Origin of the sequence: Serratia nevei, assembly GCF_024160145.1 — a bacterium.
Classification (GTDB): domain Bacteria; phylum Pseudomonadota; class Gammaproteobacteria; order Enterobacterales; family Enterobacteriaceae; genus Serratia; species Serratia nevei_A.
In genome coordinates this window covers 75,780-100,534 of the sequence record NZ_JAMYWQ010000010.1, presented here as the reverse complement: position 1 = coordinate 100,534, position 24,755 = coordinate 75,780, and the positions used below count along the sequence as shown (strand labels likewise).

Genomic DNA, 24,755 nt, shown 5'->3' with positions numbered 1-24,755 from the left:
CCGCATCATGCGGTGTCCCTTTTTATTTTATTGCGGCCTATTCTTTTCTGTACGTTCCCACGATTTGAGGAGTCACCATGCAAGCGGCAATCGTAACAGCGTTGGGGCAAGCCCCGATTTTCGGCACCTTTGAGGAGCCTCAGGCGCAGGCGAATGAAGTGCCGATCGACGTTCTGGCAGCCGGCATCAAGCAGCTGGATCGCGCCACCGTCGCCGGCACCCATTACTCCAGCCCGAAGCAGTTGCCGATCGTGCCCGGCACCGACGGCGTGGGCCGTACGGCGGACGGGAAACGGGTCTATTTCGCCTCCTTCCGCCGTCCTTACGGCGCGATGGCTGAGCGCAGCGTCGCGTCATGGACGGTGCCGGTGCCGGAGGCGGTGGACGATGCGACGGCGGCGGCGCTGATCAACCCGGCCTTCGCCGCCTGGCTGCCGCTGCGTTGGCGAGCGGATCTGCAGCCCGGCGAAACGGTGCTGATCATCGGCGCCACCGGCACCTCGGGCAAACTGGCGGTTGCCGCGGCGCGTCAGGCGGGAGCCGGGCGCATCGTTGCCGCCGGCCGTCGGCTGAGCGTGCTGGAGGCGTTAGGCGTGGATGCCACGGTGGATCTGGGCTTGCAGGGCGAGGCACTGACGCAGGCTTTCGCAGCGGCGGCGGGGGCGGGGGGGTATCAGGTGATCGTCGATTATATCTGGGGCCCGGCGACCGAAGCGCTGCTCGCGACGCTCAATAATCACGATCTCTCGTCTTACGCCGGCGGGCGCGGTGTTCGCCTGGTCAACGTCGGCTCGATGGCCGCGCCGGACATCCGGCTGCCGGCGGCGGTATTGCGCAGCAATCAGCTGCAGATCCTCGGCAGCGGCACCGGCAACTTCCCGCCGATCCCGGAGATGCAGCGCTACGCGACCGAGATTTTGGCGCTGGCGGCGACGGGCGCGCTCACTATCGAGACGCAGGAGCACGCGCTGGCGGAGATCGCCGAGGTGTGGGATCTGAACAAGAAAAGCGACGTGCGTTCGGTGATACGCATCGCCCGTTAGGCCCCGGCCGCTAGCGGCAAGGGCAGATCAGATGAATATCCTCCGGCTCGCGGGCGAACAGCTCGGCATCCGGGCGCTCGACGAGCCGGCAGCCCTGCGCCAGATAGAAGTCCACGGTGCTTTTGTTGGGGATGGAAGAAACGTACAGCCCGGCGGCGCCAGCCTGCGCCGCCTGATGCAGGCAGAGCTGAAACAGCTGCTTGCCTAACCCCTGGCCGCGTTTGTGTGCGCTGACGTAAAAAAACAGCAGCTGGCGCAGATCCCGCTGCGGGCCGCGCGGCTCGGTGTCCAACGCCGCCGCCGCGACGATCTCCTCGCCTTCGAACCGCGCGAAGAACGCGCCGCCGCGATCGAAGCACGCTTCGTGGATCGGCGTATAGGTTTCCCGATCGTGCGGATCCCAGCCGCGTATGTCGTAGTAGTCCGCATAAGGTTGCAGTTTGCCGTCCTGCAGGCGATACAGAGTGTCGATGATTTCGCTGCGGTCGATATCCCATAGCCGGTCGAGTTGTTGCCGTTGCAGCAGGACAGGGTCGCTCATGGTCGTTGTTCACTCTCGGTAGGTGGCCGGTAGCTTTCCGGCAAATCGATAATAAAACCGATGCCGCGATCGTCGAGGCCTTCGGTGACGCGCAGCTGCGCACCGATTTTGTCGGCCAGATTCCGGGCGATGGCCAATCCCAACCCGCTGCCGGTTTGCTGCGTGCCGGGCACGCGGTAAAAGCGTTCAAACAGGCGCGGAAGGTGCTCTTCGCTCACTCCGGGGCCGTTGTCGCGCAACGTAATATAGCAGCCGAGCGGTGCCAGCGAACGGATATTGGCTTCGATGCGGCTACCGGGCGGCGCGTACTTGAGCGCGTTGTCCAGCAGGTTGGTGAAGATGGCGATCAGCGCAGGGCGATCGGTACTCACCACCACGTCCTCGCTGCCGTCGAGTGACAGTTCAACGTCCTTTTCCAGCGCATAGGGGACGTGCTGCGCGATGCATTTGCCGATCTCTGCGTAGATGTCCACCGCCTCAATTTTCAGCGGAAAATCTTCCGCCTCCAGCTTGGCCAGGTTGATCAGCTGGCGCGACAGCGACGCCGCGCGATCCAGCCCCTGCTGCATGTCGCCGATGATCTCCCGGCGCTCCTGCTGCTCCGAGACCTGGGTCAGCAGGTGCAGCTGCGCCAGCACGGCGGCGATCGGCGTGCGCAGCTCGTGCGCCGCATCGGCCATAAAGCGTTTTTCGCGCTGATTGGCGGCGTCGATGCGCGCCATCAGCTTGTTGACTTCCACCACCACCGGCCGGATTTCCTGATACTGTTCGCTGACGTTGATCGGTGACAGATTGCCCGGCTGGCGATCGGAGATGGTGCGGGCGATCTGGCGCAGCGGCCGCAGGCTGAAGTAGGCGGTAAACAGCAAAGTGATGATGATCGCCGCCAGAATGCCCAGCAGCGGCACGGCGGTGCTCTCCGCCGGGTTGCCGAACAGCGTGGTGCGATCGTTGAACGACTCGCCGACGATCACCCGATACTGCCGTTTTTCGCTCCAGCTGCCGGCGAGATGCCAGTTGGCGCCCGCGTAGTTGACGGAGCCGGACAGGACCGAAGGCGGCAGGCGCAGCGGTTCTCCCTGCGTCTGCGAACTGTAAAGCACCCGGTTGTCCCGATCGTAAACCACGAACAGCGGGTGATAATCGATTTGATCCTGCATGCCGTTATTGATGGAATCAATGTACATGCCTTCAATGGTCTTGATGATGCCGCGGTAATCGATATTGTCGGTGCCGGTCTCATCGAGAATATTGGCGATGCCCACGGCGACGATGCGTTGCTGGTTATCGAAATATTTTTCCATGTCGGGGTAATACCAATATTTCACCCAGGCGACGAGGATCCCCCACAATAATAAAATGGCCAGAACCTGGAAAATAATGGTGCGCATAAAGAAGGATTTGAAACCGATCATCCTGCTACTCTTTCTTCAGCAAATAGCCAATGCCGCGTACGGTAATAATTCTTTCTTTACCGATCTTGCGCCGTAAATTATGCATGTGCACTTCCAGCGAATTGCTTTCCACGCTGTCGCCGTGGCCGAACAGCCGCTGTTCCAGCACCGCTTTGCGCACCACGGTGCCGGCACAGCGCATTAGCTCGTGCAACAGGTGATACTCTTTTTTCGACAGCATCAGCAGTTCGTTATCCAGCGTTACCTGATGGTTGACCGGATCGAGGTACAGCGTGCCGAGGCTCCAGGTTTGCGACGCGAAGCCCGCCATGCGCCGGTTGACCGCCTTGACGCGCGAGATGAGCTCGGGCAGCGCAAAGGGTTTGGCCAGAAAGTCGTCCGCGCCGGAGTCCAGGCTGTTCACCAGGCTTTCGATACGGTCGCGGGCGGTCAGGATGATAATCGGGATATTTTGCCCGGCGGCGCGCCAGGCGATCAGCTTTTGCAACCCGTCGCCGTCCGGCAGCGTGAGATCCAGCAGCATCAGATCGAACCCGCCGGGTGAGAGTTTATTTTCCGCGTCCGCGAGCAGACGCACCCAGCACAAATTAAAGCCGGTCAGCTCCAATGCGCGGCACAGCGCCTTGCCTAATTGCAGGTCGTCTTCCACCAACAGTATGTTCACGTTTGTTCCGCTGAGATCTTTGAGTCGCGATTATCTAACTATAACCCTGACGGGAAGACAACGGCGAAACCCGCTTTGCCTGCGCGTTCTTAAGCTAATCTTAATCTGGCTTTAATCTCGCGTTAAGGGAACGCGGGGGAATTTCCATTATTTTACTGGCATTCGATATCACGACAGAAGGAGCGAGACATGCAGACTGACGGTTCCCCACTTGCGGGCACCGCGCGACGGCTGATGTATTCAGGCGTGGCGGCAGTGCTCGTTCTGTTGATGCTGTCTTTTCGCGGCGATGTGCAGAGCCATGGCCACAACGGCCTGCATGTTGCCGGCTTGCAGCGGGTTCATCAGGTGACGACGCCGGACGCCTGCGGCTGCGTCAAAGCGTGCATTAAAAAGCAGCTGCGCCGCCTGACTCAGCTTTGAAGCGTATTTCAGGGCACCGCTCTATACTCTGACGGGCAAACGGGGCGCCTGTGTGCAGGCCGCGATGTTGAGATAGCCAACCAGAGAAAAAGCAGTATGACGAAAGTGGCATTGGTAACCGGCGCGAGCCGGGGAATTGGCCGTGCGGCCGCCTTGTTGCTGGCCCGGCAGGGCTATGCGGTGGGCGTGAATTACCTGCGCGATAAAAACGCGGCGCGGCAGGTGGTAGCGGAGATTGAGGCGCAGGGCGGCAAGGCGCTGGCGTTGCAGGCCGACGTGGCCGACGAAGCGCAGGTGATGGCGATGTTCGCCGCGCTGGATGCCGGGCTGGGCACGCTCAGTGCGCTGGTCAACAATGCCGGGATTCTGTTCCGGCAGGCAAACATTGAGCAGTTGACCGCCGAGCGCATCAATCAGGTACTCGGCACCAACGTCACCGGTTACTTCCTGTGCTGCCGCGAGGCGGTGAAGCGCATGGCGCAGCGCCATGGCGGGCTGGGCGGCGCCATCGTCAACGTTTCCTCCGCCGCTTCTCGTTTAGGCGCGCCGGGGGAGTATGTGGACTATGCCGCGTCGAAAGGCGCCGTCGATACCCTGACTGTCGGATTATCGCGGGAAGTGGCGGCGCAGGGCATTCGCGTCAACGGCGTGCGGCCCGGATTTATTTATACCGAGATGCACGCCAGCGGCGGTGAGCCGGGGCGGGTGGATCGCGTCAAAGGCAGTTTGCCGATGCAGCGCGGTGGGCAGCCGCAGGAAGTGGCGGAGGCGATCGCCTGGTTGCTGTCTGACGCCGCCTCTTACGTGACCGGCACCTTTATCGAAGCCGCAGGCGGGCGTTGAGTGTGGCCAAGGGAAATACCTGTGCGATATTTCCCTTGGCAGTCGTTTAAATAACGCTTTCAAGCACCTGAGAATGCGCCGCGGAGGCGCTGATTTCAATTTTAGGCGGGGTGTAGTGTACCAGCTTAAGCGTATCGCTGACGCTCATGTTGCCCAATGAAAAGACGATATCGTCACGATCGAAGGTGTGATTATGATTGCTGTCGATAATGACAAAACTGTTTTTATCGAGTTTCAGCACGCCAACCTCACTTAAACGGTCTTCGCTGGCGCCATGGGTGACCGTGGCAAGCGTCTCTCGGAACAAATCAAAGGCAGTGGCGGTGGGGCTTAGATTCAGTGAATTAAACAGGGCGGTGGTTTCACTGGCACTGTATTCGCCATAGCCGATCATGGTTTGCCGCCCCTGGCTGGAGAAGATCCACGGATTGGTGCTGTCTCCTACGATAAGCGTATCATTGTTGCCCAAGGTGGGTGTGGTGGTGGAGGACCAGGGGGCGACGGCTTTCAAGGTCACCAGACTGTCTATCGCGCTCTCCTTGAAGATAATGGTGTCACCGGCAGACTTGTTTTGCAGATCGCGTGTTAGGGTGGTGTTCCCTTGTAGGTTAAGCGTATCGCTCTTCTGCGAGTGGGTGTTGATAGCCAGTTGATAGCCGCTGAGTTCGCTGCGTATCGCCGCATATTTCACATAGGATGGCCCCAAAAGATCGTACAGGGCGCCGCCGCCGGTGCCACCCTTTTCGGCCAGCAGGTTCAGCGGGGTGCCGTTGCTGTTGATCTGGGTCAGATGGGTGCTGAAATCCTGCTTGATGGTCAGATTCAGCCGCTTGTCGCCGGACAGGGTCACCATGCCGATCGCGTTTTGATCGCCGGCTAACCGCAAGGTGTTCTCTGCCGAGCCGGATGAGAGAATATCGATATATCCATAGATGTTGCTTTCCGGCGTAGGGCCTTGCAGTTGTTTAATGGCGAAGCTCAGGGTGCCGGCATCGATCTTGTCAGCGTGCGCAGCGTTGAATTTTATCGTCATGACTGGCGTGGTGCGCGTGTAGCGATCGTCATACAGATAATCGAAATGAATGCGGCTGTTGGCCGTGGCGTCACCCAATACGCTGAGCGTGCGGAAGCTGTAATTTAGCCCCCATGGATCTACCGGTATGTTGAGTACGGTAACGTTGTCTGCCAATCCGGTCAAAGCAAACCCGGCGTCACCGGTCGCGTTTTGGTAAGGGCTGGCGGGAGGAGGCGTTGCCTGCGTCAGCTGGCTCACGTTGGCATACTCTGCATTGTGAATACTGGCGACGGCGCGCGTGACGCCGAAATCAAACACGTTTTTCCCTTCGCTAGCCACCCATTTACCGTCCAGATAAATTGAGCCCGTGCCTTTATAGTTTGCCAAATCGATTTTTTGGAAGAAGTTAAAGTTATTGATGTTGCTGACTATCTTGCCTTGTATTTGGCCGTTCTCCGCGGTGGTCAGATAAATGTCCTTGGTCAGGAAGTTGGCGGAAAGCACGTTATCGTGGGTGGCATCCTGATCGTCATACCGCGCCGCCATCGCCTTGAACTGCTTGCTGACGATATTGGCGAGGCCCGGCGTGGCGTTGCCCTGCCAGAGAAGCCAGTCTGCGCCCCGATCCATCTGTATTTGGGCATCGGCGTTGATCATGTCTGCGGGGGCAGAGATGATAATTCGGTCATCGCCAGCCGAACCGATAAACGAGACATGCGTATTTTCCAGGATGACTTGGGGCGTAACGTCGATATTGCGACTGAAATCCAGCGTCGCTGGCTTGTCACCGGTCATTTTGAGTGTTTGCAGGTTAGGGGCAAAAGAAAGCGCGATATTGGCTGCTTTTGTGACGTTTATTTCGGCGTTTCTAAGCGCATGCCATTCGATGTCGGAAAGTTTGTGAGCGGGCTGGCGGTTGATGGCGCCGACCGATTCGCCTGCGTCGTTTATTGTCAGCACGGCCTGCTTGGCATAGCCCAGAGCATCGGCGATGCGTTCGTAGCTTTTCGCATTGTAAGTCCAGCCAACGTAAGATTTATTCGTGCCGCCATTGAGAAACGTGTCGATCAGCATACTGGTTGCCACGTAGGCATTGTTACCGCTGTCATGCCAGATTTTGCTTCTGTCGGCCGCGCTCAGCGTGGCATTGAATAGCCTGGCGTACGTTTGTTCCCAATACACCGCGTCGGCAAAAGACGGCGAGCCGGCCAGGCCGCGCAACAGATCCGCCGTGCTCATGCCGGCGGCCAGCTGTTTGCTGTAGACCTCCAGGGCCGTGGCATCCATGGTGTAACCGGCGACGCCGTAGTAAAGCGCGGTCACGGTTTCAAGGTATTTGTTTTCCGGCAATTCACCCGGCTTATAAACATGGGTGGCGAGCAGGAAACTGTTTTTCGCCGCGGCAGGGTCGGATGAGGTATCGCTGCGGATTTCGGCGATCATTGTTACCACGACATCGCCGCGAGATTGGCTGTGATCTTGCAGACCGGTTAAATAGCGTTGTAAATCCTCTTCGCTGGCGGGGTGTTTGAAGGTTTGTTCGAAGATCCGCTTAACGAAATCATGATCGTTTAATGAGGTCAGATAACTGCGGGTGTTGACGAACACATCGGCGATATTGCTAAGCGTGGCCTGAGCGCTGGCCAATTTTTGGCCCCAATAGTTGATGCCTTGCGGCACCATGGTGGAATTCAGCACATAGTAAATGGCTTGAATATCCGCCGCGCTCTGTGTCGCGCTTGCGCCGCCGTTAAAGGACGGATACAGGGTTTGCTGGATGGTGTTGTCGAATTGCTGTTGTTGAGCGATCGCGGTGGCGTCGTTGCCGTGATAGTCGCGTAGTCCATTGCTTAGCTGCACGGCAATTTGCCCGAGCGTGGCGCCGCTGTTCAGCTGATTTTCCAGCGTGGCAAGCTGCTCCGTATTGGCATAGACACCGTGAATATTATGGTAAATATATTGGATCTTACCCGCATCATCGAGTGCCGACAGCCGTTTTTGCCCATCATCCGCACCGATCAGCAAGTCGGCCAGCATATTATTCGACAGCTCGCCGCTATGCAGTTTTTTGGCGAAAAATTCAAGTGTCGCGCGGTCGGCCTGTTTACCCAGGATGCCGTAATACAGTGCGGCTACGTCACGTTCCAGTGCCAGGAAGCTCATTTTTTTCCCCAGAGAAAAAGTGATTGCACCTAGCATTGAAGTGTAAAAAACCGATATATCAAGATTGGCCGTCACTATTTTTCATTTATGACGGATGAGATTGCGCTGACGCCAAACGCTGCCCTGATGTGGCCCGCCTTTCGGTCAAAACCACAAAAACGGTCATTAACGGTCAGGTCGAGAAGCGTGGAATTGTGACCGTTTACCGTTTCTCTCCTGTCTGTCTAAGACGCACACACATCATAACTGCCTGTTACTGCACACTTTCGTAATTATTCATTTCATTTCCTTCCCGATTTTTTTGACAACTATCACACCGCCATCGTTGACCGATCGCGGGGCGATGCGCTTTGCGTCTGCGCGCAAAACGCGGCGCAGCAAATCGATATCGTAATCATCGTCCTGGAGGAGAAAAGAAACATGCTGCCTGTAGAACGTCATCGCTTTATCACCGAAGTCTTGAGCCAGCGCGGCCGCGTGATGGTGCAGGAGGTGGCGCAGCTGTGCCACATCTCCATCGAGACGGCGCGGCGTGATCTGGCCTTGCTGGAACGGCGCGGCTTGCTGCTGCGCAGCCACGGCGGCGCGGTGTTCGTTGAGCCGCCGGCGGTGGAGAAAACCTATGTGCCCGCCGAGATAGACCAGGGGGAATCTTTCCGCCAGCGCAGCAACGAGGCGCCGGAGCAGAAAACGCGCATCGCCAAACGCGCGCTGGAATTTATCGCGCCGGGGGATTGTCTGCTGCTGGACAGCAGTTCCACCAGCTGGTTTTTGGCGCGTCAGCTGCCGGATATCTCGCTGGTGGTGTTGACCAACTCGCTGCACATCATCCAGACGCTGGCCTGCAAGGCCAACGTGCGCACCATCGGACTGGGGGGCGAGTATTCCGCCAAGTACGAGGATTTTATCGGCGTGCTGGCGGAGCAGATGCTGAAGGAGTTCGTGATCAACAAGCTGTTCTTCTCCTGCCACGGCATCTGCCAGGACGGCGGCATCCGCGAGAGCAACGAGCACCATGCGCGGTTGAAGCAGCAGATGCTGCTGGCGTCGGAGCGCAAGTTCCTGCTGGTGGACAGCAACAAGTTCGGCCGCCGCTCGTTCGCGCGCATCTGCCACTACCGGGAGATAGATACCTTAATCACCGATCGGCTCAGCGATGACGAATTTCGTCAGGAACTGGCCTGGAACAACGTCGACGTGATTGAAGTTTCACCCGCCGCGAAAAGGGCGGTGCGATAACAACAACGAAAACCCTTTATTACAGCCAACACTTGTGGAGAGAGAACAATGAAAAAATCCGTACTGGTCGGTCTGTTTGCCTCGCTGCTGCTTTCGGTCTCCGCGCAGGCGGCGGACAAGCTGAAAATGGGCGTGGTGGTGAAGATCGGCGGCATTCCCTGGTTCAACGCCATGGAGGCCGGCATCAAAAGCGAGGGCGCCAAACGCGGCATCGATGCCTGGATGGTCGGGCCGACGGCGGCGGATCCGGCGCTGCAGGTGCGCGCCATCGAAGATCTGATCGCGCAGAAGGTGGACATCATCGGCGTGGTGCCGAACGACGCCCGGGTGCTGGAGCCGGTGCTCAAGCGCGCGCAGGAAGCGGGCATCAAGGTGATCGTGCACGAATCCCCCGGCCAAAAGTACGCCGACTGGGACTTTGAGCTGGTGGACGCCTCGCAGCACGGCGTCAACCACATGAAAGCGCTGGCCGCCTGCATGAAAGAGCAGGGCAAGTACGCGGTGTACGTCGGCAGCCTGACGGTGCCGCTGCACATCACCTGGTCGGACTCGGCGATCAACTACCAGAAGCAGCACTACCCGAACATGCAGCTGGTGGGCGACAAGTTCGGCGTGGGCGAATCGCTGGATGACAGCGTGCGCACCACCAACGATCTGATGGCCAAATATCCCGATCTGAAAGGCGTGCTGGCCTTTGGTTCACAGGGGCCGATCGGCGCCGGGCGCGCGGTGCTCAACCGCGGCAAAAGCAACGATATCTGCGTCATCGGGCCGTTCAGCCCGGGCCAGGGCGCTTCGCTGGTCAACCGTGGCGCCATCAAGGGCGGCTATATCTGGAATCCGAGGGTGGCGGGCGAAGTGTTCGTGCGCATCGCCGACATGATGCACAAGGGAGAACAGATCACCGACGGCATGACCATCGAAGGCATGGGCAAGGTGCAGGTGGATGCGCAGCAGCACACCATTCTCGGCAACGCCACCGAAAGCCTGGATAAGCAAAACCTGCCGAAGCTGGTGAAGATGGGGCTGTAATCATGGCGATTTGCGGCAATACGGCAACGCAGGGCGCACCGCTGATCGCACTGCAACAGTTGTCGATGACCTTTGGCGGCCAGCGGGCGCTGAACGCTATCTCGCTGGCGCTGATGCCGGGGGAAGTGCACTGCCTGGCGGGCACCAACGGCTGCGGCAAGAGTACGTTGATCAAGGCGATCGCCGGCGTGTATCAACCGGACGACGGCAGCCGCATCACCCTCGACGGGCAAACCTTCGGTCGGCTGTCGCCGGATCAGGCGCGCGCCTTCGGCATTCAGGTGATCTACCAGGATCTGTCGCTGTTTCCCAACCTGACGGTGGCGGAAAACATCGCCTTCGAGCACAACCTGCATGGGTTGCTGGGGTGGTACCGCCCGGCACGGCTGCGGCGCACCGCCGAGCGCCTGCTGCAGGAGCTGAATTTCCATCTGGATCTCGACAAACGGGTGGCGGAGCTGCCGATCGCTCAGCGCCAGCAGGTGGCGATCTGCCGCGCGCTGGTGGCGGAGGCGCGGCTGGTGATCATGGATGAACCGACCGCCTCGCTGACCCGCACCGAGGTCAATCAGCTGCTGCGCACGGTGGATTACCTGAAAGCGAAAGGCATCTGCGTGGTGTTTGTCAGCCACCGGCTGGACGAGGTGCTGGAGATTTCGGATCGCGTCACGGTGATCCGCGACGGCAACAAGATCGGCACCTGGCCAGCGGCGGAGATCACCGGCGATCGTCTGACCGAGCTGATGACCGGTCTGAAGCTGGACTATCGCCTGAAGTCACCGAGCATGAATCAGGATCGGGTGATGCTGGAGGCGGATCGCCTCAGCCGCGCCGGGCAGTATCAGGACGTGAGCTTCCGTCTGCATCAGGGCGAGGTGCTCGGTCTATGCGGCCTGCTCGGCTCCGGGCGCACCGAGCTGGCGCTGAGCCTGTTCGGCATGACCCGGCCGGACAGCGGCAAGCTCTACCTCGACAGCAAACCGGTGCGCTTTCGCGGCCATGAGGACGCGATCAAGGCCGGCATCGGCTACGTCTCGGAGGATCGCCTGACGCTCGGCCTGGTGCAGCAACAGTCGGTGGCGGACAACGTGGTGCTGACCATTCTCGATAAGCTGCGCGGGCGTTTTCGCCTGATTGACGACGACCGCAAGAATCGCATCGTCGCGGAGTGGATCGCCAAACTCGGCGTGCGGGTGGCGGATCCGGAGCAGGCGGTTTCGACGCTGTCCGGCGGCAATCAGCAAAAGATCGTGTTGGCCAAGTGGGTGCTGACCCAGCCGCGGATCCTGATCCTCGACTCGCCGACCGTCGGCGTCGACGTTGGCGCCAAGGCCAGCATCTACCAACTGATCCATCTGCTGGCGCAGGAGGGGATCGCCATTTTGCTGATCTCCGACGAGGTGCCGGAGGTGTATTACAACTGCGATCGGGTGCTGCACTTCAGCGGCGGCAGCGTGATCGGCGAATACCTGCCGGGGCAGGTGAGCCAGCAACAGCTGGCGGAGGCGGTCAATGCGTAGATTCAGCCTGAAACCGCGCGGCAACGAAGGCTACCTGGCCTGGGTACTGCTGCTGACGGTCATCGTTTTTTCGCTGCTCAGCGATCGGTTTTTGACGGTGCAGAACCTGCTCGATCTCAGCGAAAGCTATGCGGTGAGCGGCATTTTCGCCCTCGGCCTGTTCGTGGTGCTGGTGACCGGCGGTATCGATATCTCCTTCGCGGCGGTGGCCTCGGTGGTGCAGTACCTGATCGCCACGCTGGCGACCCACTACGGGCTGGCCAGCCCGGCGGGCAGCATTCTGCTGGCGTTGGCGATCGGCGCCGTGCTGGGCATGGTCAACGCGCTGTTGATCTACTGCCTGCGCATCGTCTCGATCATCGTCACCATCAGCATGCAGGCGTTGTTGTTCGGCATGCTGATGTGGCTGACCAACGGCCGCAGCCTGTACGCGCTGCCGGACTGGTGGACGTTGCCGCGCAGCGTGCTGCCGTTCCAATGGGGTGAACAGAGCTATCAGCTCGGTTTGCCGACGCTGGTGATGCTGGCGGTGGCGCTGCTGACCTGGCTGCTGCTGAACAAGACCCACCTCGGGCGTCAGCTGTTTGCCGTGGGCGGCGATGCAGAATCGGCGCGGCGCATCGGCATCCGCGTCGGCCTGCTGCACCTGTTCGCCTACGGCTATTTGGGCGCGATGGCGGCGATCGGCGGCCTGGTGCAGGTGTACCGCATGGGGGAGGTGGTGCCCAACGCGCTGGTGGGCGGTGAGCTCGATGTACTGGCGGCGGCGGTGTTGGGCGGCGCCAGCCTGAACGGTGGCAAGGGCAGCGTGATCGGCACGCTGATGGGCGTGTTTCTGATCGGCGTGCTGAAAAACGGCCTCAACCTGATCGGCGTGTCCAGCTACTTCATGAACGTGGTGATCGGCCTGGTGATCGTCGCGGCGATCACCGTCACCCACTACAAGAAACGCAAAGAAACCGACGTCGGTTTCGCCTGAGGAGCGCCTGATGGGCAACTACCTGAAATTTCGTCCGGACGGCACCGCCGTCGGTCTGTTGGCGCTGCTGCTGGCGGTGGTGCTGGCCTTCAGCCTGCTGATGCCGGGGCGCTTCTTCAGCGGCGCCACCTTCACCAGCGTGGCGTTCCAGCTGCCGGAGCTGGGCCTGCTGACCCTGGCGATGTTCATCCCGATCCTCAGCGGCGGCCTGAACCTGTGCATTATCGCTAGCGCCAACCTGACCAGCCTGCTGATGGCCTGGCTGTTCATCAGCTATCTGCCGGCGGACGCCGGGCTGGGGTTGCAGGCGCTGTGGCTGGCGTTGGCGCTGGCGGCGGCGATGTTGCTGGCCGGGTTTATCGGCGCGGCGACCGGCGCGTTGGTGGCCTATGTCGGCGCGCATCCGATTCTGGTGACGCTGGCGACCATGACCACGGTCAACGGCATCGGCATCTACCTGACGCGCGGCGCGGCCCTGAGTGGCATGCCGGAGATCGTGCGGTTTATCGGCGCCGAGCGCGTGCTGGGCGTGCCGGTACCGCTGTGGATCTTCCTGGCGGTCGCCGCGCTGCTGGCGCTGTTCTTGCAGAAAACCCGGCTCGGCAAATGCATCTACATGAGCGGCAGCAACATCAACGCCACCCACTTCAGCGGCGTGAATACCCACCGGGTGCTGATCGCCATTTACACCCTCTCCAGCCTGCTGTGCGTGATCGCCGGGCTGGTGATGATGGCGCGCTTCAACTCGGCGCGCATGGGCTACGGCGATTCTTATCTGTTGCTCACGGTGCTGGCAATCATTCTGGGCGGCACCGATCCGTTCGGCGGCTTCGGCCGGGTCAGCGGTGTGGTCCTGGCGCTTATCGTGCTGCAGGTGATCGCCACCGGTTTGAACCTGATGAACGTCAGCCCACATTTCAGTCTGGCGATGTGGGGCGCGGTGCTGATCGTGGTGCTGGCGCTGAAGTTTTTCCGCCATCGCTATCGGCAGCGGCGGGCGATGCGCCGCAGCGCGGCACAGGCCAGAGCCGCAGCGGGCCACTGATCCTTTTTCCCTTTTGCGCAGGATAACGCTAATGAAATACCAGATTTCACCTTCACTGATGTGCATGAACCTGATGGATATCCGCCAGCAGTTGGCGGTGCTGAACCGCCGCGCCGATATGCTGCATATCGACATCATGGACGGGCACTACGTGAAAAACATCACGCTGTCGCCGTTCTTTATCGAACAGATCCGCCCGCACACCGCGTTGCTGCTGGACGTGCATCTGATGGTGGAGAACCCGACCGATTTTATCGACCCGATCGCCCGCGCCGGCGCGGACTTTATCTGCCCGCATGCCGAAACCATCAACCGCGATGCGTTCCGGGTGATCAACCAGATCCGTGGGCTGGGCAAAAAAGTGGGGGTGGTGCTGAACCCGGCCACGCCGGTGGAATTTATCCGCCACTACCTTCATCTGCTGGACAAGGTCACGGTGATGACCGTCGATCCGGGCTATGCCGGGCAGCCGTTCATTCCTGAAATGCTGGACAAGATCCGCCAGCTGCGCGATCTGAAACGCCAACAAAACCTGAGCTATCTGATCGAGATCGACGGATCCTGCAATCAGCGCACCTACCGCGATCTGATGGGCGCCGGCGCGGAAGTCTTGATCGTCGGCAGCTCCGGGCTGTTCAACCTCGATCCGGATCTGGAGACGGCATGGGAAAAAATGCTGGATCAGATGCGGCAGGCGGCCTGAGGCGGGGGAGATGATGCGGCATTTTCTTGGCGTAGACGTCGGCGGCACCAATACCCGACTGCTGTTGATGGATGATGACGGCGAGTTCAGCGGGTACCGCAAGATAGCGACCGCCGACTGGGCACAGCAGGCCGAACCGCTGGTGGCGTTGGGCCGCCTGATCGCCGGGCATTGCCAGGATCGTCAGGTGGCGCAGGTGATGCTCGGGCTACCGGGGATCCTCAGCCGCGATCGCTCGCGGGTGCTGTCGCTGCCGTTCATTCCGGCGCTGGACGCCCAGCCGGTGGCGGCGCTGTTGGCCGATGCGCTGGCGCTGCCGGTGCGGATGGATAAAGACGTCAATCACCTGCTGTGGTGGGACTTGCAGCAGCTGCCGGCGCTGCCGCAGGTGGCGGTGGGGCTGTATCTGGGCACCGGCATGGGCAACAGCCTGTGGCTGAACGGCGACTTTTATCACGGGGCGCACGGCGCCGCCGGCGAGCTGGGGCACATTCCCTGGCCGGGCCATCAGGGCGAGTGCCCGTGCGGTAAACGGGGCTGCGTCGAGAGCCAGACCTCCGGCCACTGGCTGACCGGCTGGGCGCGCGCCAACGCGGCACAAACGCCGTTCGAACGGCTGTTCGAACGCCACGGCGATCATCCGGATCTGCGGCGCTTCGTCGAGCGATTGGCGCAGACCATCGCCATCGAAATGAACGTGCTCGATCCAGAGCGGCTGATCCTGGGCGGCGGCGTGATCGCCATGAGCGGTTTCCCGTTGCCGCTTCTGGAACAAGAGATCCGCCGCCATTTGCGCGGGCCGCAGCCGGCGCAGGGGCTGGCGATCTCCGTCAGCCGCCTCACCGATGAAACCGGCAGCAAAGGCGCCTGCCTGGCCGCCCGGCGCCACCTCCAATTGAGCAGGGAGTACCCGCAATGAAAGGCAAAGTCTGCGTGTTCGGTTCGTTCAACCTGGATATCGTCGCCGGCATGGCGCGCTTTCCGCAGCCCGGCGAATCGCTGATCGCCCGCAACAGCATGATGGGCGCGGGCGGTAAGGGGGCCAACCAGGCCACCGCTGCGCTGCGCGCCGGGGCAAGGGTGCATTATATCGGCAAGGTGGGGCGCGACGACTTCGGCACCTTCGCCCGGCGCCACCTCGCCGCCGCCGGTTTCGATGCGGTGACGCTGTTCTCGACCGGCGATTGCCCGACCGGCAATGCGCTTATCTACGTTGCCGGCGAGGAGGCGGAGAACATGATCGCCGTCGATCCCGGCGCCAACCTGACGGTCAGCGAAGACGAGGTGCGCCAGTGCCGGCCGGCGATCGCCGCGGCGGACATTCTGTTGACCCAGCTGGAGAACAATCTGCCGGCGATTGAGCAGGTGATCGCCATCGCCCGCGAGGCGCAGACCTTCATCATTCTCAACCCGGCGCCGTTTCAGCCGGTGCCGGACAGCCTGCTGGCGCAGGTCGATATGCTGACGCCCAACGCCACCGAGTGTACGTTGCTGAGCGGCGTGCCGGTGCGGGATGTGGCTTCGGCGCGCCAGGCGGCGCAGGTGCTGCATGCCAAAGGCATTCGCTTGCTGATCGTGACCTTGGGCACGCAGGGGGCATTGTTCTCGGACGGGGAAAACAGCGAGCTGATCCCGGCGTTTCCGGCGCAGCCCAAAGACACCACCGGCGCGGGCGATGCGTTTAACGGCGCCCTGGCGGCGCAGCTGGCGAATCGGGTGCCGTTAGCCGATGCGGTGCGCTTCGCCGCCGCCTACGCGGCGGTCTGCGTGGAGCGCGCCGGGGCGGCGGGGTCGATGCCGAGCTATGACGAGGCGTTGGCACGCCAGCGGGCGTTCGCTTGACGTTGAAGGGCTGCCGTGGCAGCCCGGTTCACTTACTTCAACCAGCCTTTGCGCTGCGCATCCCGCAGGTGTTGTTCCATGTGGTGCCACAGCTCGGGGTGCACGTCGGCAATCGATGCATTGCGCGCCAGCACCTGCTCCAGGCTGATGCCGTTCTCTACCCAGCTCTGGCCTTCATTGTGCAGGTTCATCAGCATCGGCATGGTGCGATCAAGCAGCAAGGCGAAGCGTGCATCGGCGCTGTCGCCATCTTCATATTCCTGCCATAAAGCGGTGAAATACTCGCGCTGCGCCTCCGGCAACATGCCGAACAGACGGCGCGCCGCCGCCACTTCCTGATCGTGGATCGCCGCGCGGGCCGCCAGATCGTAGACCAGCACGTCGCCGGCGTCGATTTCCACGATGTCATGCAGCAGCGCCATCTGGATCACGCGCTGAATGTCTACGTCATCACCGGCGTAGGGTGCCAGGCTCATGGCGGCGATGGCAAAGTGCCAACTGTGTTCGGCGGAGTTTTCCTGGCGCTGGGTGCCCAGCACTTTGGTGCGGCGTTGCACGCCTTTCAACTTATCGATTTCCATCAGGAACTGGATGACCTGGGTCATTGAGCCGAAATCTAACGCGGGTACAGCGGATGACATGGTGTAAACCTCAAGGTGGGTGGGTTGAAGCCTGACGATTGTAGACCACCGTGCGGGCGATTTCGATGGTTACACGCGTTCACATTTTTATTTTAGCGTACACGTGTACACTGGAATTATTCTCAGTTAAGCTGCTTTGCGTTAATTTCGCACAAAGCAGGGCATTTTGAGGGGTTGCGCGTTATGGGGAAAACGGACGTAGTGAAAGCCGGGAACACTAAGATTGTCGCCGCGGCGTATCCGTGGGCGGAAGAGATCGCCAACAGCATCAGCCACGGTATCGGGCTGGTGTTCGGTATCGTCGGCCTGGTGTTGCTGCTGGTACAGGCGGTGAATACCGGCGCCGATGCGACGGCCATCACCAGTTACAGCCTGTACGGTGGCAGCATGATCCTGCTGTTTCTTGCTTCCACCTTGTATCACGCGATCCCGCATCAGAAGGCCAAACATTGGCTGAAAAAATTTGACCACTGCGCCATTTATCTTCTGATTGCCGGGACTTACACCCCGTTTTTGCTGGTAGGGCTGGATTCGCCGCTGGCGAAGGGCCTGATGGCGGTAATCTGGGGGTTGGCGCTGCTGGGCGTGCTGTTCAAACTGGCCTTCGCCCACCGTTTTGAAGCCCTGTCGCTGATGACCTACCTGACGATGGGCTGGTTGTCGCTGATCGTGATTTATCAGCTGGTTACGCGGCTGGAGGCCGGCGGTGTCACGCTGCTGGCGATCGGTGGGGTGGTCTACACCCTGGGGGTGATTTTCTACGCCTCCAAGCGCATTCGCTTTGGCCACGCCATCTGGCACGCCTTCGTGCTCGGCGGCAGCGCCTGCCATTTCATGGCGATCTACCTGTACGTCTAAGCGTTGCCGCTACGTCTGAATGCGTATTGAACTGGCGCCTCTTTTATTTTAAAAAAGAGGCGCTTGCTTCTTTCGGGTATCCAGCAAGCCCATTATTTCATGTCTGAGCCCGCGTACTTTTTCTCTCACCTGTTCAGGACTCATCACGATGATCGTTCGCTTATCCAAAGCGCTGCTGGTCTGCGCTATCGCCTTGTTCGCTTCGCTGGTCGCCTTCGGCAACATCACCGATTACGGCTCCAACTTCGCCTTCGTGCGCCATGTCTTTATGATGGACACCCTTTTCCCCGACGCCACCATCGGCTATCGCTCGATACAGACGCCGTGGCTGCATCACGCCGGCTATATTTTCATCATTGCGCTGGAGAGCCTGACCGCGCTGCTGTGCTGGATCGGCGGCCTGCGTTTGCTGGGCGGCCTGAAACTGCCCGCTAAAGCCTTCAACGGCCGGAAAAAGCTGGCGGTGGCGGGGCTGACGCTCGGCTTCCTCACCTGGCAGGTCGGCTTTATGTCGATCGGGGGCGAGTGGTTCGGCATGTGGATGTCGCAGCAGTGGAACGGCGTGCCGAGCGCGTTTCGCTTCTTCGTCACCATCATCCTGGTGCTGATCTACCTGGTGCAGCGCGACGGGGAGTTTGACGAGTAACCAAGACGGCCGCAGGCAGGGCGCCTGCGGCCGATGGATTATTTCTCTTCGGCCAGCGAGTACGGCAAGGGTTTGATCGCCAGCTGGCTGGCGGCATCGTCGCGCACCCGCAGCTTGCTGTCGGCGTCCAAATCGTTGTTCATCACCACCTGTACCCACAGCGTGCCGTCGGCCAGTTGGCTCGACGCCAGTACGGTGCCGGTGCGGCGCCAGTTTTCACCCAGCTGCAGCTCCAGATCTTCCGCCGCCTGTGGGGCGCGGGCCGCCTTACCTTCCAGCCAGTAGAGTGCACGCTTGTTGGCGCCGCGGAATTTGGCGCGCGCCACCATCTCCTGGCCGGTATAGCAGCCCTTGCTGAAGCTGATGCCTTCCAGCGCCTGCAGGTTGGTGGCCTGCGGGATCAGCTGCGCGCTGTTGGCGGCGTCGATAACCGGATAGCCGGCTTCGATCTCCAGCGCCAGCCACTGGCCGCTGTCATTCAGTTCCGCCTGGTCATGCAGTTTGCCGATCAGCGGTTCGGCCACGGCGGGGCGGGTCACCAGCAGAAAACGTTCCGCCGGCGCATTGAAGTGCAGAATCGTGGTCTCGCCGTCCTGCACCACCGGGTGTTCGGCATCCGGCAGCGCAGCGAACTGGCCCGCCAACGCGGCGCGCGCCTGGAAACCGGCGACGCCCAGCAATACCGCATCGTTATCGGCGGCGATGGTGACTTTGGAGAACACCGCGTATTTTTTGATTTCCGCCAGCTGGCTGTCCAACACGCTGCGGCGTTCCAGATAGGCGAAGCCTTCGCCACGGTGGAACAGACGCAGGTTGCTCCACATTTTGCCTTTGGCGTCGCAGTGGGCGCACAGCACGTGCCGATCGGCCGCCAGCGCGTCGATGTCTGCCGTCACCTGGCCCTGGAGATACTTCACCGTGTCCGGCCCGTTCAGCGTCACCAGCGCCCAATCTTCCAGCGAGATCAGCGTCAGGGGCAGATGGGTGGAAGCGGAGGGCTGACGGGGTGGGAATGGAATGTTATGCGCCATAGTAAGTTCCTGCTCAACGTTTAGCTTACCTGAAGGGTATTGAACCCATGGTAAAAGAGGCGGCGGGCTTTGCAAACTGTTATTCGCGCCGTGGGGCCGGGGTGCGCTTTTTTTGGCATTTTGCGCTTTATTACGTTTTCCGCAGCAAAGCGCCTTCCCGGCGTGTATGTCAAATTGTTACTCTATAGGCTTGCGGCCTGGGCACCCTTGCAGACAGATCCCCGGCTGATGGAATTATATTGCGACGGCGTTGCCATACAGTGTGTCATTTGAACCCTGCGCTGGCGCTGCCGCGCTGAAAAGAGGTGAGTCATAACAACATGGATATTAACAACAAAGCACGTATTCACTGGGCTTGCCGCCGTGGCATGCGCGAGCTGGACATCTCCATCATGCCGTTCTTCGAATACGAATACGACAGCCTGAATGACGCGGACAAGGCGCTGTTCATCCGCCTGCTGGAGTGCGACGATCCCGATTTGTTCAACTGGCTGATGAATCATGGCGCGCCGCAGGACAGCGAGCTGCAGAGAATGGTGACCCTGATCCAGACGCGAAATAAAGACCGTGGCCCAGTGGCGATGTGATATCCGCATTTCCTGGCGCACCCAGCTGTTTTCCCTGTTGACCCACGGCGTTCTGATCCTGCTGATCCTGATTTCGCCCTGGCCGGAAGGCTTTGGCCCGCTGTGGCTGGTGCTGCTGACGCTGGTGGTGTTTCAGTGCATTCGCAGCCAGAAGCGCATCGCCGCGGTGCAGGGCGAGCTGCGGCTGCTGGCAGGCCGGCGCTTCAGCTGGCACGGCCGCGAGTGGCGGCTGGCGAAAAAACCGTGGATGCCGGGTTACGGCATGCTGCTGACGCTGCTGCCGATGGAGGGAAAAAAGCGCCGCCGGCTGTGGCTGGCTTCCGACTGCATGAGCAAAGCGGAGTGGCGCCACCTGCGGCAGCTGTTGCTGTATCCGCCTGCGGATGACGGCGAACCGGAGTGAGACGGCTGGGCCGGCGAGGAAACGCTTCCGCCGCCGGCAGAGGGCTGAGCGCCGGGCGGCGTTACAGCAGCGGCTCCATTTCCAACAGGATCTGTTCGCACCATTGCTGCAGGCGCTCTTCGCTCAGATCGTATTGGTTGACCTCATCGAGCGCCAGGCCGACGAAATGTTTGCCGTCGGCGCTCAGTGGTTTGGGGCTGGTGAACTCGAAGCCGTCGATCGGCCAGAAGCCGACGAACTGCACGCCCAGCGGTGCAATCTGATCGTGCAGCATGCCCAGCGCGTCGAGGAACCATTCACCGTAACCGAGCTGATCGCCCATGCCGTACATGGCGACGATCTTGCCTTTCAGATCCAGCGCCGGCAGCTGCGGCCAGATCGCTTCCCAGTCTTCCTGCAGTTCGCCGAAATCCCAGGTCGGGATGCCGAGGATCAGAATGGCATAGTCCTCCATCAGCTTGGGCGAGACGTCTTTCAGGTTGTGCAGGTCGACCAGGTCTTCACCCAGAATCTCACGGATTTTTTCCGCCGCCATCTCGGTGTAGCAGGTGCTGGAGCCGTAAAACAGACCAATCTTCATGTGTAAACCGTTACGTTGCTGTTTAGAGAATTGCAGCGAGTATACCTGATTTGCGCCGGCTTAAGGCATAATGGCGCGGGTGGAAATGCAACAAAGAGAGGACCGCGTGCAACAGCAAGACAATGCGCTGATTGAACAATTCCTGGATGCGCTGTGGCTTGAGCGCAATCTGGCGGAAAATACGCTGGCCTCCTACCGGCTGGATTTGCAGGCGCTGGCCGCCTGGCTTGGCCAGCAGAACACCGCCTTGCTGCTGGCGCAGGCGCTGGATCTACAGGCCTTCCTCGCCGAACGGGTGGATGGCGGCTACAAGGCCACCAGCTCCGCGCGTTTGCTGAGCGCCATGCGCCGTTTGTTTCAGTATCTGTATCGCGAAAAGCTGCGCGCCGACGATCCCACCGCGCAGCTGGCTTCCCCCAAGCTGCCGCAGCGTTTGCCGAAGGATCTGAGCGAGGCGCAGGTCGATGCGCTGCTGCAGGCGCCCTGCGTCGATCAACCGCTGGAGCTGCGCGACAAGGCGATGCTCGAAGTGTTGTACGCCACCGGGCTGCGGGTCTCCGAGCTGGTGGGGCTGAGCATCAGCGATGTCAGCCTGCGTCAGGGCGTGGTACGGGTGATCGGCAAGGGCAACAAAGAGCGGCTGGTGCCGCTGGGCGAAGAGGCGGTCTACTGGATCGAAAACTATCTGGAACACGGCCGCCCATGGCTGGTCAACGGCCAGACGCTGGATGTGCTGTTTCCCAGCACCCGCTGTCAGCAAATGACCCGACAGACGTTCTGGCATCGTATCAAACACTATGCCATCCTTGCGGGCATCGACAGCGAGCGTCTGTCGCCGCACGTGTTGCGGCACGCGTTCGCCACCCATTTGCTGAACCATGGGGCCGATCTCCGTGTCGTACAGATGTTGTTAGGGCACAGCGATCTCTCGACCACGCAAATTTATACTCATGTAGCGACCGAACGACTGAAACAGCTACATCAACAGCATCACCCGCGCGCCTGAGCGGCGGGTTCGAAAGGATTGGAACAATGAAAAAAGGTTTAATGCTGCTCTCTCTGCTGGTGGCTTCGGTGACCGGTGCGGCCCATGCCGATGACGCGGCGATCAAAAAAGCGCTCGCCAGCCTGGGTATCCAGCAGGCGGACGTGCAGCCTTCGCCGGTCAACGGCCTGAAAACCGTGCTGACCGACAGCGGCGTGCTGTACGCCTCCGAAGACGGCAAGCACATCCTGCAGGGCCCGCTGTTCGACGTCAGCGGCAAAGAGCCGGTCAACGTGACCAACCAACTGCTGAGCAGCAAAATGGACGCGCTGAAAGATCAGATGATCGTCTACAAGGCGCCGAAAGAGAAACACGTGATCACCGTGTTCACCGACATCACCTGCGGTTACTGCCACAAGCTGCACCAGCAGATGAAAGAGTACAACGATCTGGGCATCACCGTGCGTTACCTGGCGTTCCCGCGTCAGGGGCTGGCTTCTCAGGCTGAGAAGGACATGAAGTCTATCTGGTGTACCGCCGACAAGGCTAAGGCGTTCGACGCCGCCATGAAGGGCGATGCTATCTCCCCGGCGGCCTGCAAAACCGACATCAGCAAGCATTACGAGCTTGGCGTGCAGTTCGGCATTCAGGGCACGCCGGCGATCATTCTGGAAAACGGCATGATGATCCCGGGCTATCAGGGGCCAAAAGAGATGGCCGCCATGCTGGACGCGCACCAGGCCGCCACCAAAGCCGGTGGTTAATCGCCGGTGAGTATCAAAACGCAATTGCGCCGCCGCCCGGCGGCGGACGACACGCATCTGCCCGCCAGTTTGCCGCCGCTGCTGCGCCGGCTGTACGCCCTGCGCGGCGTGCAGGGTGAACAGGAGCTGGAGCGCGGCGTCAAGGGCATGCTGCCCTGGCAACAGCTGGACGGCATCGACGACGCCGTCAGCCTGCTGCAACAGGCGCTGGCCGACGGTCGCCGCATCATGGTGGTGGGCGATTTCGACGCCGACGGCGCCACCAGCACCGCGCTGACGGTGCTGGCGCTGCGCAGCATGGGCGGCGCAGCCGTCGACTACCTGGTGCCTAACCGTTTCGAAGACGGCTACGGCCTGAGCCCCGAAGTGGTGGAGCAGGCGGCGGCACGCGGCGCGCAGCTGATCGTCACCGTCGATAACGGCATTTCCTCCCACGCCGGCGTCGACGTGGCGCACGCCAAGGGCATGCAGGTGCTGGTGACCGATCACCACCTGCCGGGCGAGACCCTGCCGGCGGCCGAAGCGATCGTCAATCCCAACCTGCGCGGCTGCGCCTTCCCGTCCAAATCGCTGGCCGGGGTGGGCGTCGCGTTCTACCTGATGCTGGCGCTACGCGCCCGGCTGCGGGACAGCGGCTGGTTCGAGCAGCGTGCGCTGGCGATGCCCAATCTGGCGGAACTGCTGGATCTGGTGGCACTCGGCACCGTGGCCGACGTGGTGCCGCTGGACGCCAACAACCGCATTCTGGTGTATCAGGGGTTAAACCGCATTCGCGCCGGCAAATGCCGTCCGGGCATCCGCGCGCTGCTTGAGGTGGCCAACCGCGATGCCCGCCAGCTGGCGGCCAACGATCTCGGTTTCGCCCTCGGGCCGCGGCTCAACGCCGCCGGCAGGCTGGACGATATGTCGATCGGCGTGGCACTGCTGCTGAGCGATGACATCGCGCAGGCGCGCATGCTGGCCAACGATCTCGACGCACTGAACCAGACGCGACGCGAGATAGAGCAGGGCATGCAGGTGGAAGCCTTGCAGCTGTGCGACCAACTGGAGCGCACCAGCACCGAGCTGCCTTACGGGCTGGCGATGTATCACCCGGAATGGCACCAGGGCGTGGTGGGTATCCTCGCCTCGCGTATCAAAGAGCGTTTCCACCGTCCGGTGATCGCGTTCGCGCCGGCGGGCGACGGTATCCTGAAAGGCTCCGGCCGTTCGGTGCCCGGCCTGCACATGCGCGACGCGCTGGAGCGGCTGGATATGCTGAACCCCGGCCTGATGATGAAGTTCGGCGGCCACGCGATGGCGGCCGGGCTGTCGCTGGAAGAGGCCAGGTTTGACGAGTTCCGCCAGCGCTTCGGCGAGCTGGTGGGGGAATGGCTCGATCCGGCGATGCTGGAAGGGGTGATCTGGTCCGATGGCGAACTGGCGATGCAGGAGCTGTCGCTGACGACGGCGGAGCTGCTGCGCGAGGGCGGCCCGTGGGGCCAGGCGTTCCCGGAACCGACCTTCGACGGCAAATTCCGCATCCTGCAGCAGCGGCTGGTGGGCGAGAAGCACCTGAAGCTGATGGTGGAACCGCTCGGCGGCGGCCCGCTGCTCGACGGCATCGCGTTCAACGTGGACACCACGCTGTGGCCGGACAGCAGCGTGCGCGAAGTGGAACTGGCCTACAAGCTCGACGTCAACGAGTTTCGCGGCAACCGCAACGTGCAGCTGCTGATCCAGCATCTTTGGCCGCGCTGAGGCGAAATTGAACACAATTCGGGGATTGGGCTCTCCAATCCCCCGCATCCTTC

Annotated in this window: 25 protein-coding genes; 18 read left to right on the top strand and 7 right to left on the bottom strand. The window is 61.1% G+C overall.

Annotated elements, in window-relative coordinates:
- Positions 1-77: 77 nt before the first annotated feature.
- Positions 78-1,043 carry a quinone oxidoreductase family protein gene (locus M6G53_RS09860; protein ID WP_253330886.1) on the top strand — a complete coding sequence of 322 codons (966 nt, stop codon included), beginning with the start codon at positions 78-80 and terminating at the stop codon, positions 1,041-1,043.
- A 10-nt stretch (positions 1,044-1,053) separates the two neighbouring features.
- On the opposite strand, the gene M6G53_RS09855 is transcribed toward M6G53_RS09860, so the two are convergent.
- From M6G53_RS09855 to M6G53_RS09845, 3 genes are read right to left on the bottom strand one after another with little or no spacing between them, the layout of a single operon-like run.
- The gene (locus tag M6G53_RS09855; protein WP_253330884.1) at positions 1,054-1,584 is read right to left on the bottom strand and encodes a GNAT family N-acetyltransferase; all 531 of its coding nucleotides are present in this window, start codon (positions 1,582-1,584) and stop codon (positions 1,054-1,056) included.
- Entirely contained in the window at positions 1,581-2,999 is a 1,419-nt protein-coding gene (locus M6G53_RS09850; protein ID WP_253330882.1) for an ATP-binding protein, read from the bottom strand. The genes M6G53_RS09855 and M6G53_RS09850 overlap by 4 nt, the downstream gene beginning before the upstream one ends.
- Positions 3,000-3,003: 4 nt before the next feature.
- Positions 3,004-3,663: a response regulator gene (locus M6G53_RS09845; RefSeq protein WP_019455640.1), complete on the bottom strand. Its 660-nt coding sequence runs from the start codon at positions 3,661-3,663 to the stop codon at positions 3,004-3,006.
- A gap of 189 nt (positions 3,664-3,852) precedes the next feature.
- On the opposite strand from M6G53_RS09845, the gene M6G53_RS09840 reads away from it, so the two are divergent.
- Both M6G53_RS09840 and M6G53_RS09835 read left to right on the top strand, forming a co-directional pair.
- Positions 3,853-4,086, top strand: coding sequence for a hypothetical protein (locus M6G53_RS09840; RefSeq protein WP_253330877.1), 234 nt, complete (start codon positions 3,853-3,855; stop codon positions 4,084-4,086).
- Between the two features lie 96 nt (positions 4,087-4,182).
- Positions 4,183-4,929, top strand: coding sequence for an SDR family oxidoreductase (locus M6G53_RS09835; RefSeq protein WP_253330876.1), 747 nt, complete (start codon positions 4,183-4,185; stop codon positions 4,927-4,929).
- Positions 4,930-4,975: 46 nt separating this feature from the next.
- Here the strand turns inward: M6G53_RS09835 and M6G53_RS09830 are convergent, their stop codons facing one another.
- Positions 4,976-8,182 (bottom strand): hypothetical protein, encoded by a 3,207-nt coding sequence (locus M6G53_RS09830; protein ID WP_253330875.1) that lies wholly within the window; start codon positions 8,180-8,182, stop codon positions 4,976-4,978.
- A 345-nt stretch (positions 8,183-8,527) separates the two neighbouring features.
- On the opposite strand from M6G53_RS09830, the gene M6G53_RS09825 reads away from it, so the two are divergent.
- The 8 genes from M6G53_RS09825 to rbsK are packed head-to-tail and all read left to right on the top strand — an operon-like array spanning position 8,528 to position 16,467.
- Positions 8,528-9,346: a DeoR/GlpR family DNA-binding transcription regulator gene (locus M6G53_RS09825; protein ID WP_198636958.1), complete on the top strand. Its 819-nt coding sequence runs from the start codon at positions 8,528-8,530 to the stop codon at positions 9,344-9,346.
- A 48-nt stretch (positions 9,347-9,394) separates the two neighbouring features.
- Positions 9,395-10,378, top strand: coding sequence for a substrate-binding domain-containing protein (locus tag M6G53_RS09820; protein WP_253330874.1), 984 nt, complete (start codon positions 9,395-9,397; stop codon positions 10,376-10,378).
- 2 nt (positions 10,379-10,380) lie between these two features.
- Complete coding sequence (locus M6G53_RS09815; protein WP_253330873.1) at positions 10,381-11,898, top strand: sugar ABC transporter ATP-binding protein; 1,518 nt, start codon at positions 10,381-10,383, stop codon at positions 11,896-11,898.
- Positions 11,891-12,877, top strand: coding sequence for an ABC transporter permease (locus tag M6G53_RS09810; RefSeq protein ID WP_253330871.1), 987 nt, complete (start codon positions 11,891-11,893; stop codon positions 12,875-12,877). Before M6G53_RS09815 ends, M6G53_RS09810 begins: the two co-directional genes overlap by 8 nt.
- A gap of 10 nt (positions 12,878-12,887) precedes the next feature.
- Positions 12,888-13,922, top strand: coding sequence for an ABC transporter permease (locus M6G53_RS09805; protein WP_253330869.1), 1,035 nt, complete (start codon positions 12,888-12,890; stop codon positions 13,920-13,922).
- Between the two features lie 31 nt (positions 13,923-13,953).
- Entirely contained in the window at positions 13,954-14,625 is a 672-nt protein-coding gene (alsE, locus tag M6G53_RS09800; protein WP_253330867.1) for a D-allulose 6-phosphate 3-epimerase, read from the top strand.
- Positions 14,626-14,635: 10 nt separating this feature from the next.
- Complete coding sequence (gene alsK, locus M6G53_RS09795) at positions 14,636-15,544, top strand: allose kinase (protein WP_253330865.1); 909 nt, start codon at positions 14,636-14,638, stop codon at positions 15,542-15,544.
- The gene (rbsK, locus tag M6G53_RS09790) at positions 15,541-16,467 is read left to right on the top strand and encodes a ribokinase (protein WP_253330863.1); all 927 of its coding nucleotides are present in this window, start codon (positions 15,541-15,543) and stop codon (positions 16,465-16,467) included. The genes alsK and rbsK overlap by 4 nt, the downstream gene beginning before the upstream one ends.
- A gap of 32 nt (positions 16,468-16,499) precedes the next feature.
- On the opposite strand, the gene M6G53_RS09785 is transcribed toward rbsK, so the two are convergent.
- The gene (locus M6G53_RS09785; protein WP_253330861.1) at positions 16,500-17,108 is read right to left on the bottom strand and encodes an HD domain-containing protein; all 609 of its coding nucleotides are present in this window, start codon (positions 17,106-17,108) and stop codon (positions 16,500-16,502) included.
- 183 nt (positions 17,109-17,291) lie between these two features.
- Between M6G53_RS09785 and trhA the strand changes: the two genes are divergently transcribed.
- Both trhA and M6G53_RS09775 read left to right on the top strand, forming a co-directional pair.
- The gene (gene trhA, locus M6G53_RS09780; RefSeq protein ID WP_253330859.1) at positions 17,292-17,966 is read left to right on the top strand and encodes a PAQR family membrane homeostasis protein TrhA; all 675 of its coding nucleotides are present in this window, start codon (positions 17,292-17,294) and stop codon (positions 17,964-17,966) included.
- 148 nt (positions 17,967-18,114) lie between these two features.
- Complete coding sequence (locus tag M6G53_RS09775) at positions 18,115-18,612, top strand: DUF2165 family protein (RefSeq protein WP_253330857.1); 498 nt, start codon at positions 18,115-18,117, stop codon at positions 18,610-18,612.
- A gap of 38 nt (positions 18,613-18,650) precedes the next feature.
- On the opposite strand, the gene ygfZ is transcribed toward M6G53_RS09775, so the two are convergent.
- Positions 18,651-19,643, bottom strand: a complete 993-nt coding sequence (ygfZ, locus tag M6G53_RS09770; protein WP_253330855.1) for a tRNA-modifying protein YgfZ — start codon at positions 19,641-19,643, stop codon at positions 18,651-18,653.
- Between the two features lie 320 nt (positions 19,644-19,963).
- Here ygfZ and sdhE point away from each other — a divergent pair, with 320 nt between their 5' ends.
- Positions 19,964-20,230, top strand: coding sequence for an FAD assembly factor SdhE (sdhE, locus tag M6G53_RS09765; RefSeq protein WP_019455657.1), 267 nt, complete (start codon positions 19,964-19,966; stop codon positions 20,228-20,230).
- Positions 20,211-20,633 (top strand): protein YgfX, encoded by a 423-nt coding sequence (locus M6G53_RS09760; protein WP_253330853.1) that lies wholly within the window; start codon positions 20,211-20,213, stop codon positions 20,631-20,633. The genes sdhE and M6G53_RS09760 overlap by 20 nt, the downstream gene beginning before the upstream one ends.
- 61 nt (positions 20,634-20,694) lie before the next feature.
- On the opposite strand, the gene fldB is transcribed toward M6G53_RS09760, so the two are convergent.
- The gene (gene fldB / locus M6G53_RS09755; RefSeq protein ID WP_253330851.1) at positions 20,695-21,213 is read right to left on the bottom strand and encodes a flavodoxin FldB; all 519 of its coding nucleotides are present in this window, start codon (positions 21,211-21,213) and stop codon (positions 20,695-20,697) included.
- Positions 21,214-21,298: 85 nt separating this feature from the next.
- Here fldB and xerD point away from each other — a divergent pair, with 85 nt between their 5' ends.
- The 3 genes from xerD to recJ are packed head-to-tail and all read left to right on the top strand — an operon-like array spanning position 21,299 to position 24,702.
- On the top strand, positions 21,299-22,219 hold the full coding sequence (xerD, locus tag M6G53_RS09750; RefSeq protein WP_253330849.1) for a site-specific tyrosine recombinase XerD: 921 nt from the start codon (positions 21,299-21,301) through the stop codon (positions 22,217-22,219).
- 26 nt (positions 22,220-22,245) lie between these two features.
- A complete protein-coding gene (gene dsbC, locus M6G53_RS09745; RefSeq protein WP_253330847.1) occupies positions 22,246-22,962 on the top strand; it encodes a bifunctional protein-disulfide isomerase/oxidoreductase DsbC in 717 nt (238 codons plus the stop codon).
- Between the two features lie 6 nt (positions 22,963-22,968).
- On the top strand, positions 22,969-24,702 hold the full coding sequence (gene recJ / locus M6G53_RS09740) for a single-stranded-DNA-specific exonuclease RecJ (RefSeq protein WP_253330845.1): 1,734 nt from the start codon (positions 22,969-22,971) through the stop codon (positions 24,700-24,702).
- Positions 24,703-24,755: the final 53 nt, after the last annotated feature.

What these genes read in the sequence shown, in the direction of transcription:
- M6G53_RS09775 (WP_253330857.1), top strand. Translation starts at nt 18,115, where the DNA reads ATGATCGTTCGCTTATCCAAAGCGCTGCTGGTCTGCGCTATCGCCTTG.
- M6G53_RS09850 (WP_253330882.1), bottom strand. Translation starts at nt 2,999, where the DNA reads ATGATCGGTTTCAAATCCTTCTTTATGCGCACCATTATTTTCCAGGTT.
- rbsK (WP_253330863.1), top strand. Translation starts at nt 15,541, where the DNA reads ATGAAAGGCAAAGTCTGCGTGTTCGGTTCGTTCAACCTGGATATCGTC.
- M6G53_RS09835 (WP_253330876.1), top strand. Translation starts at nt 4,183, where the DNA reads ATGACGAAAGTGGCATTGGTAACCGGCGCGAGCCGGGGAATTGGCCGT.
- M6G53_RS09815 (WP_253330873.1), top strand. Translation starts at nt 10,381, where the DNA reads ATGGCGATTTGCGGCAATACGGCAACGCAGGGCGCACCGCTGATCGCA.
- trhA (WP_253330859.1), top strand. Translation starts at nt 17,292, where the DNA reads ATGGGGAAAACGGACGTAGTGAAAGCCGGGAACACTAAGATTGTCGCC.
- M6G53_RS09820 (WP_253330874.1), top strand. Translation starts at nt 9,395, where the DNA reads ATGAAAAAATCCGTACTGGTCGGTCTGTTTGCCTCGCTGCTGCTTTCG.
- M6G53_RS09810 (WP_253330871.1), top strand. Translation starts at nt 11,891, where the DNA reads ATGCGTAGATTCAGCCTGAAACCGCGCGGCAACGAAGGCTACCTGGCC.
- alsE (WP_253330867.1), top strand. Translation starts at nt 13,954, where the DNA reads ATGAAATACCAGATTTCACCTTCACTGATGTGCATGAACCTGATGGAT.
- M6G53_RS09860 (WP_253330886.1), top strand. Translation starts at nt 78, where the DNA reads ATGCAAGCGGCAATCGTAACAGCGTTGGGGCAAGCCCCGATTTTCGGC.
- xerD (WP_253330849.1), top strand. Translation starts at nt 21,299, where the DNA reads ATGCAACAAAGAGAGGACCGCGTGCAACAGCAAGACAATGCGCTGATT.
- M6G53_RS09805 (WP_253330869.1), top strand. Translation starts at nt 12,888, where the DNA reads ATGGGCAACTACCTGAAATTTCGTCCGGACGGCACCGCCGTCGGTCTG.
- ygfZ (WP_253330855.1), bottom strand. Translation starts at nt 19,643, where the DNA reads ATGGCGCATAACATTCCATTCCCACCCCGTCAGCCCTCCGCTTCCACC.
- M6G53_RS09825 (WP_198636958.1), top strand. Translation starts at nt 8,528, where the DNA reads ATGCTGCCTGTAGAACGTCATCGCTTTATCACCGAAGTCTTGAGCCAG.
- fldB (WP_253330851.1), bottom strand. Translation starts at nt 21,213, where the DNA reads ATGAAGATTGGTCTGTTTTACGGCTCCAGCACCTGCTACACCGAGATG.
- sdhE (WP_019455657.1), top strand. Translation starts at nt 19,964, where the DNA reads ATGGATATTAACAACAAAGCACGTATTCACTGGGCTTGCCGCCGTGGC.
- alsK (WP_253330865.1), top strand. Translation starts at nt 14,636, where the DNA reads ATGATGCGGCATTTTCTTGGCGTAGACGTCGGCGGCACCAATACCCGA.
- M6G53_RS09855 (WP_253330884.1), bottom strand. Translation starts at nt 1,584, where the DNA reads ATGAGCGACCCTGTCCTGCTGCAACGGCAACAACTCGACCGGCTATGG.
- M6G53_RS09840 (WP_253330877.1), top strand. Translation starts at nt 3,853, where the DNA reads ATGCAGACTGACGGTTCCCCACTTGCGGGCACCGCGCGACGGCTGATG.
- M6G53_RS09785 (WP_253330861.1), bottom strand. Translation starts at nt 17,108, where the DNA reads ATGTCATCCGCTGTACCCGCGTTAGATTTCGGCTCAATGACCCAGGTC.
- dsbC (WP_253330847.1), top strand. Translation starts at nt 22,246, where the DNA reads ATGAAAAAAGGTTTAATGCTGCTCTCTCTGCTGGTGGCTTCGGTGACC.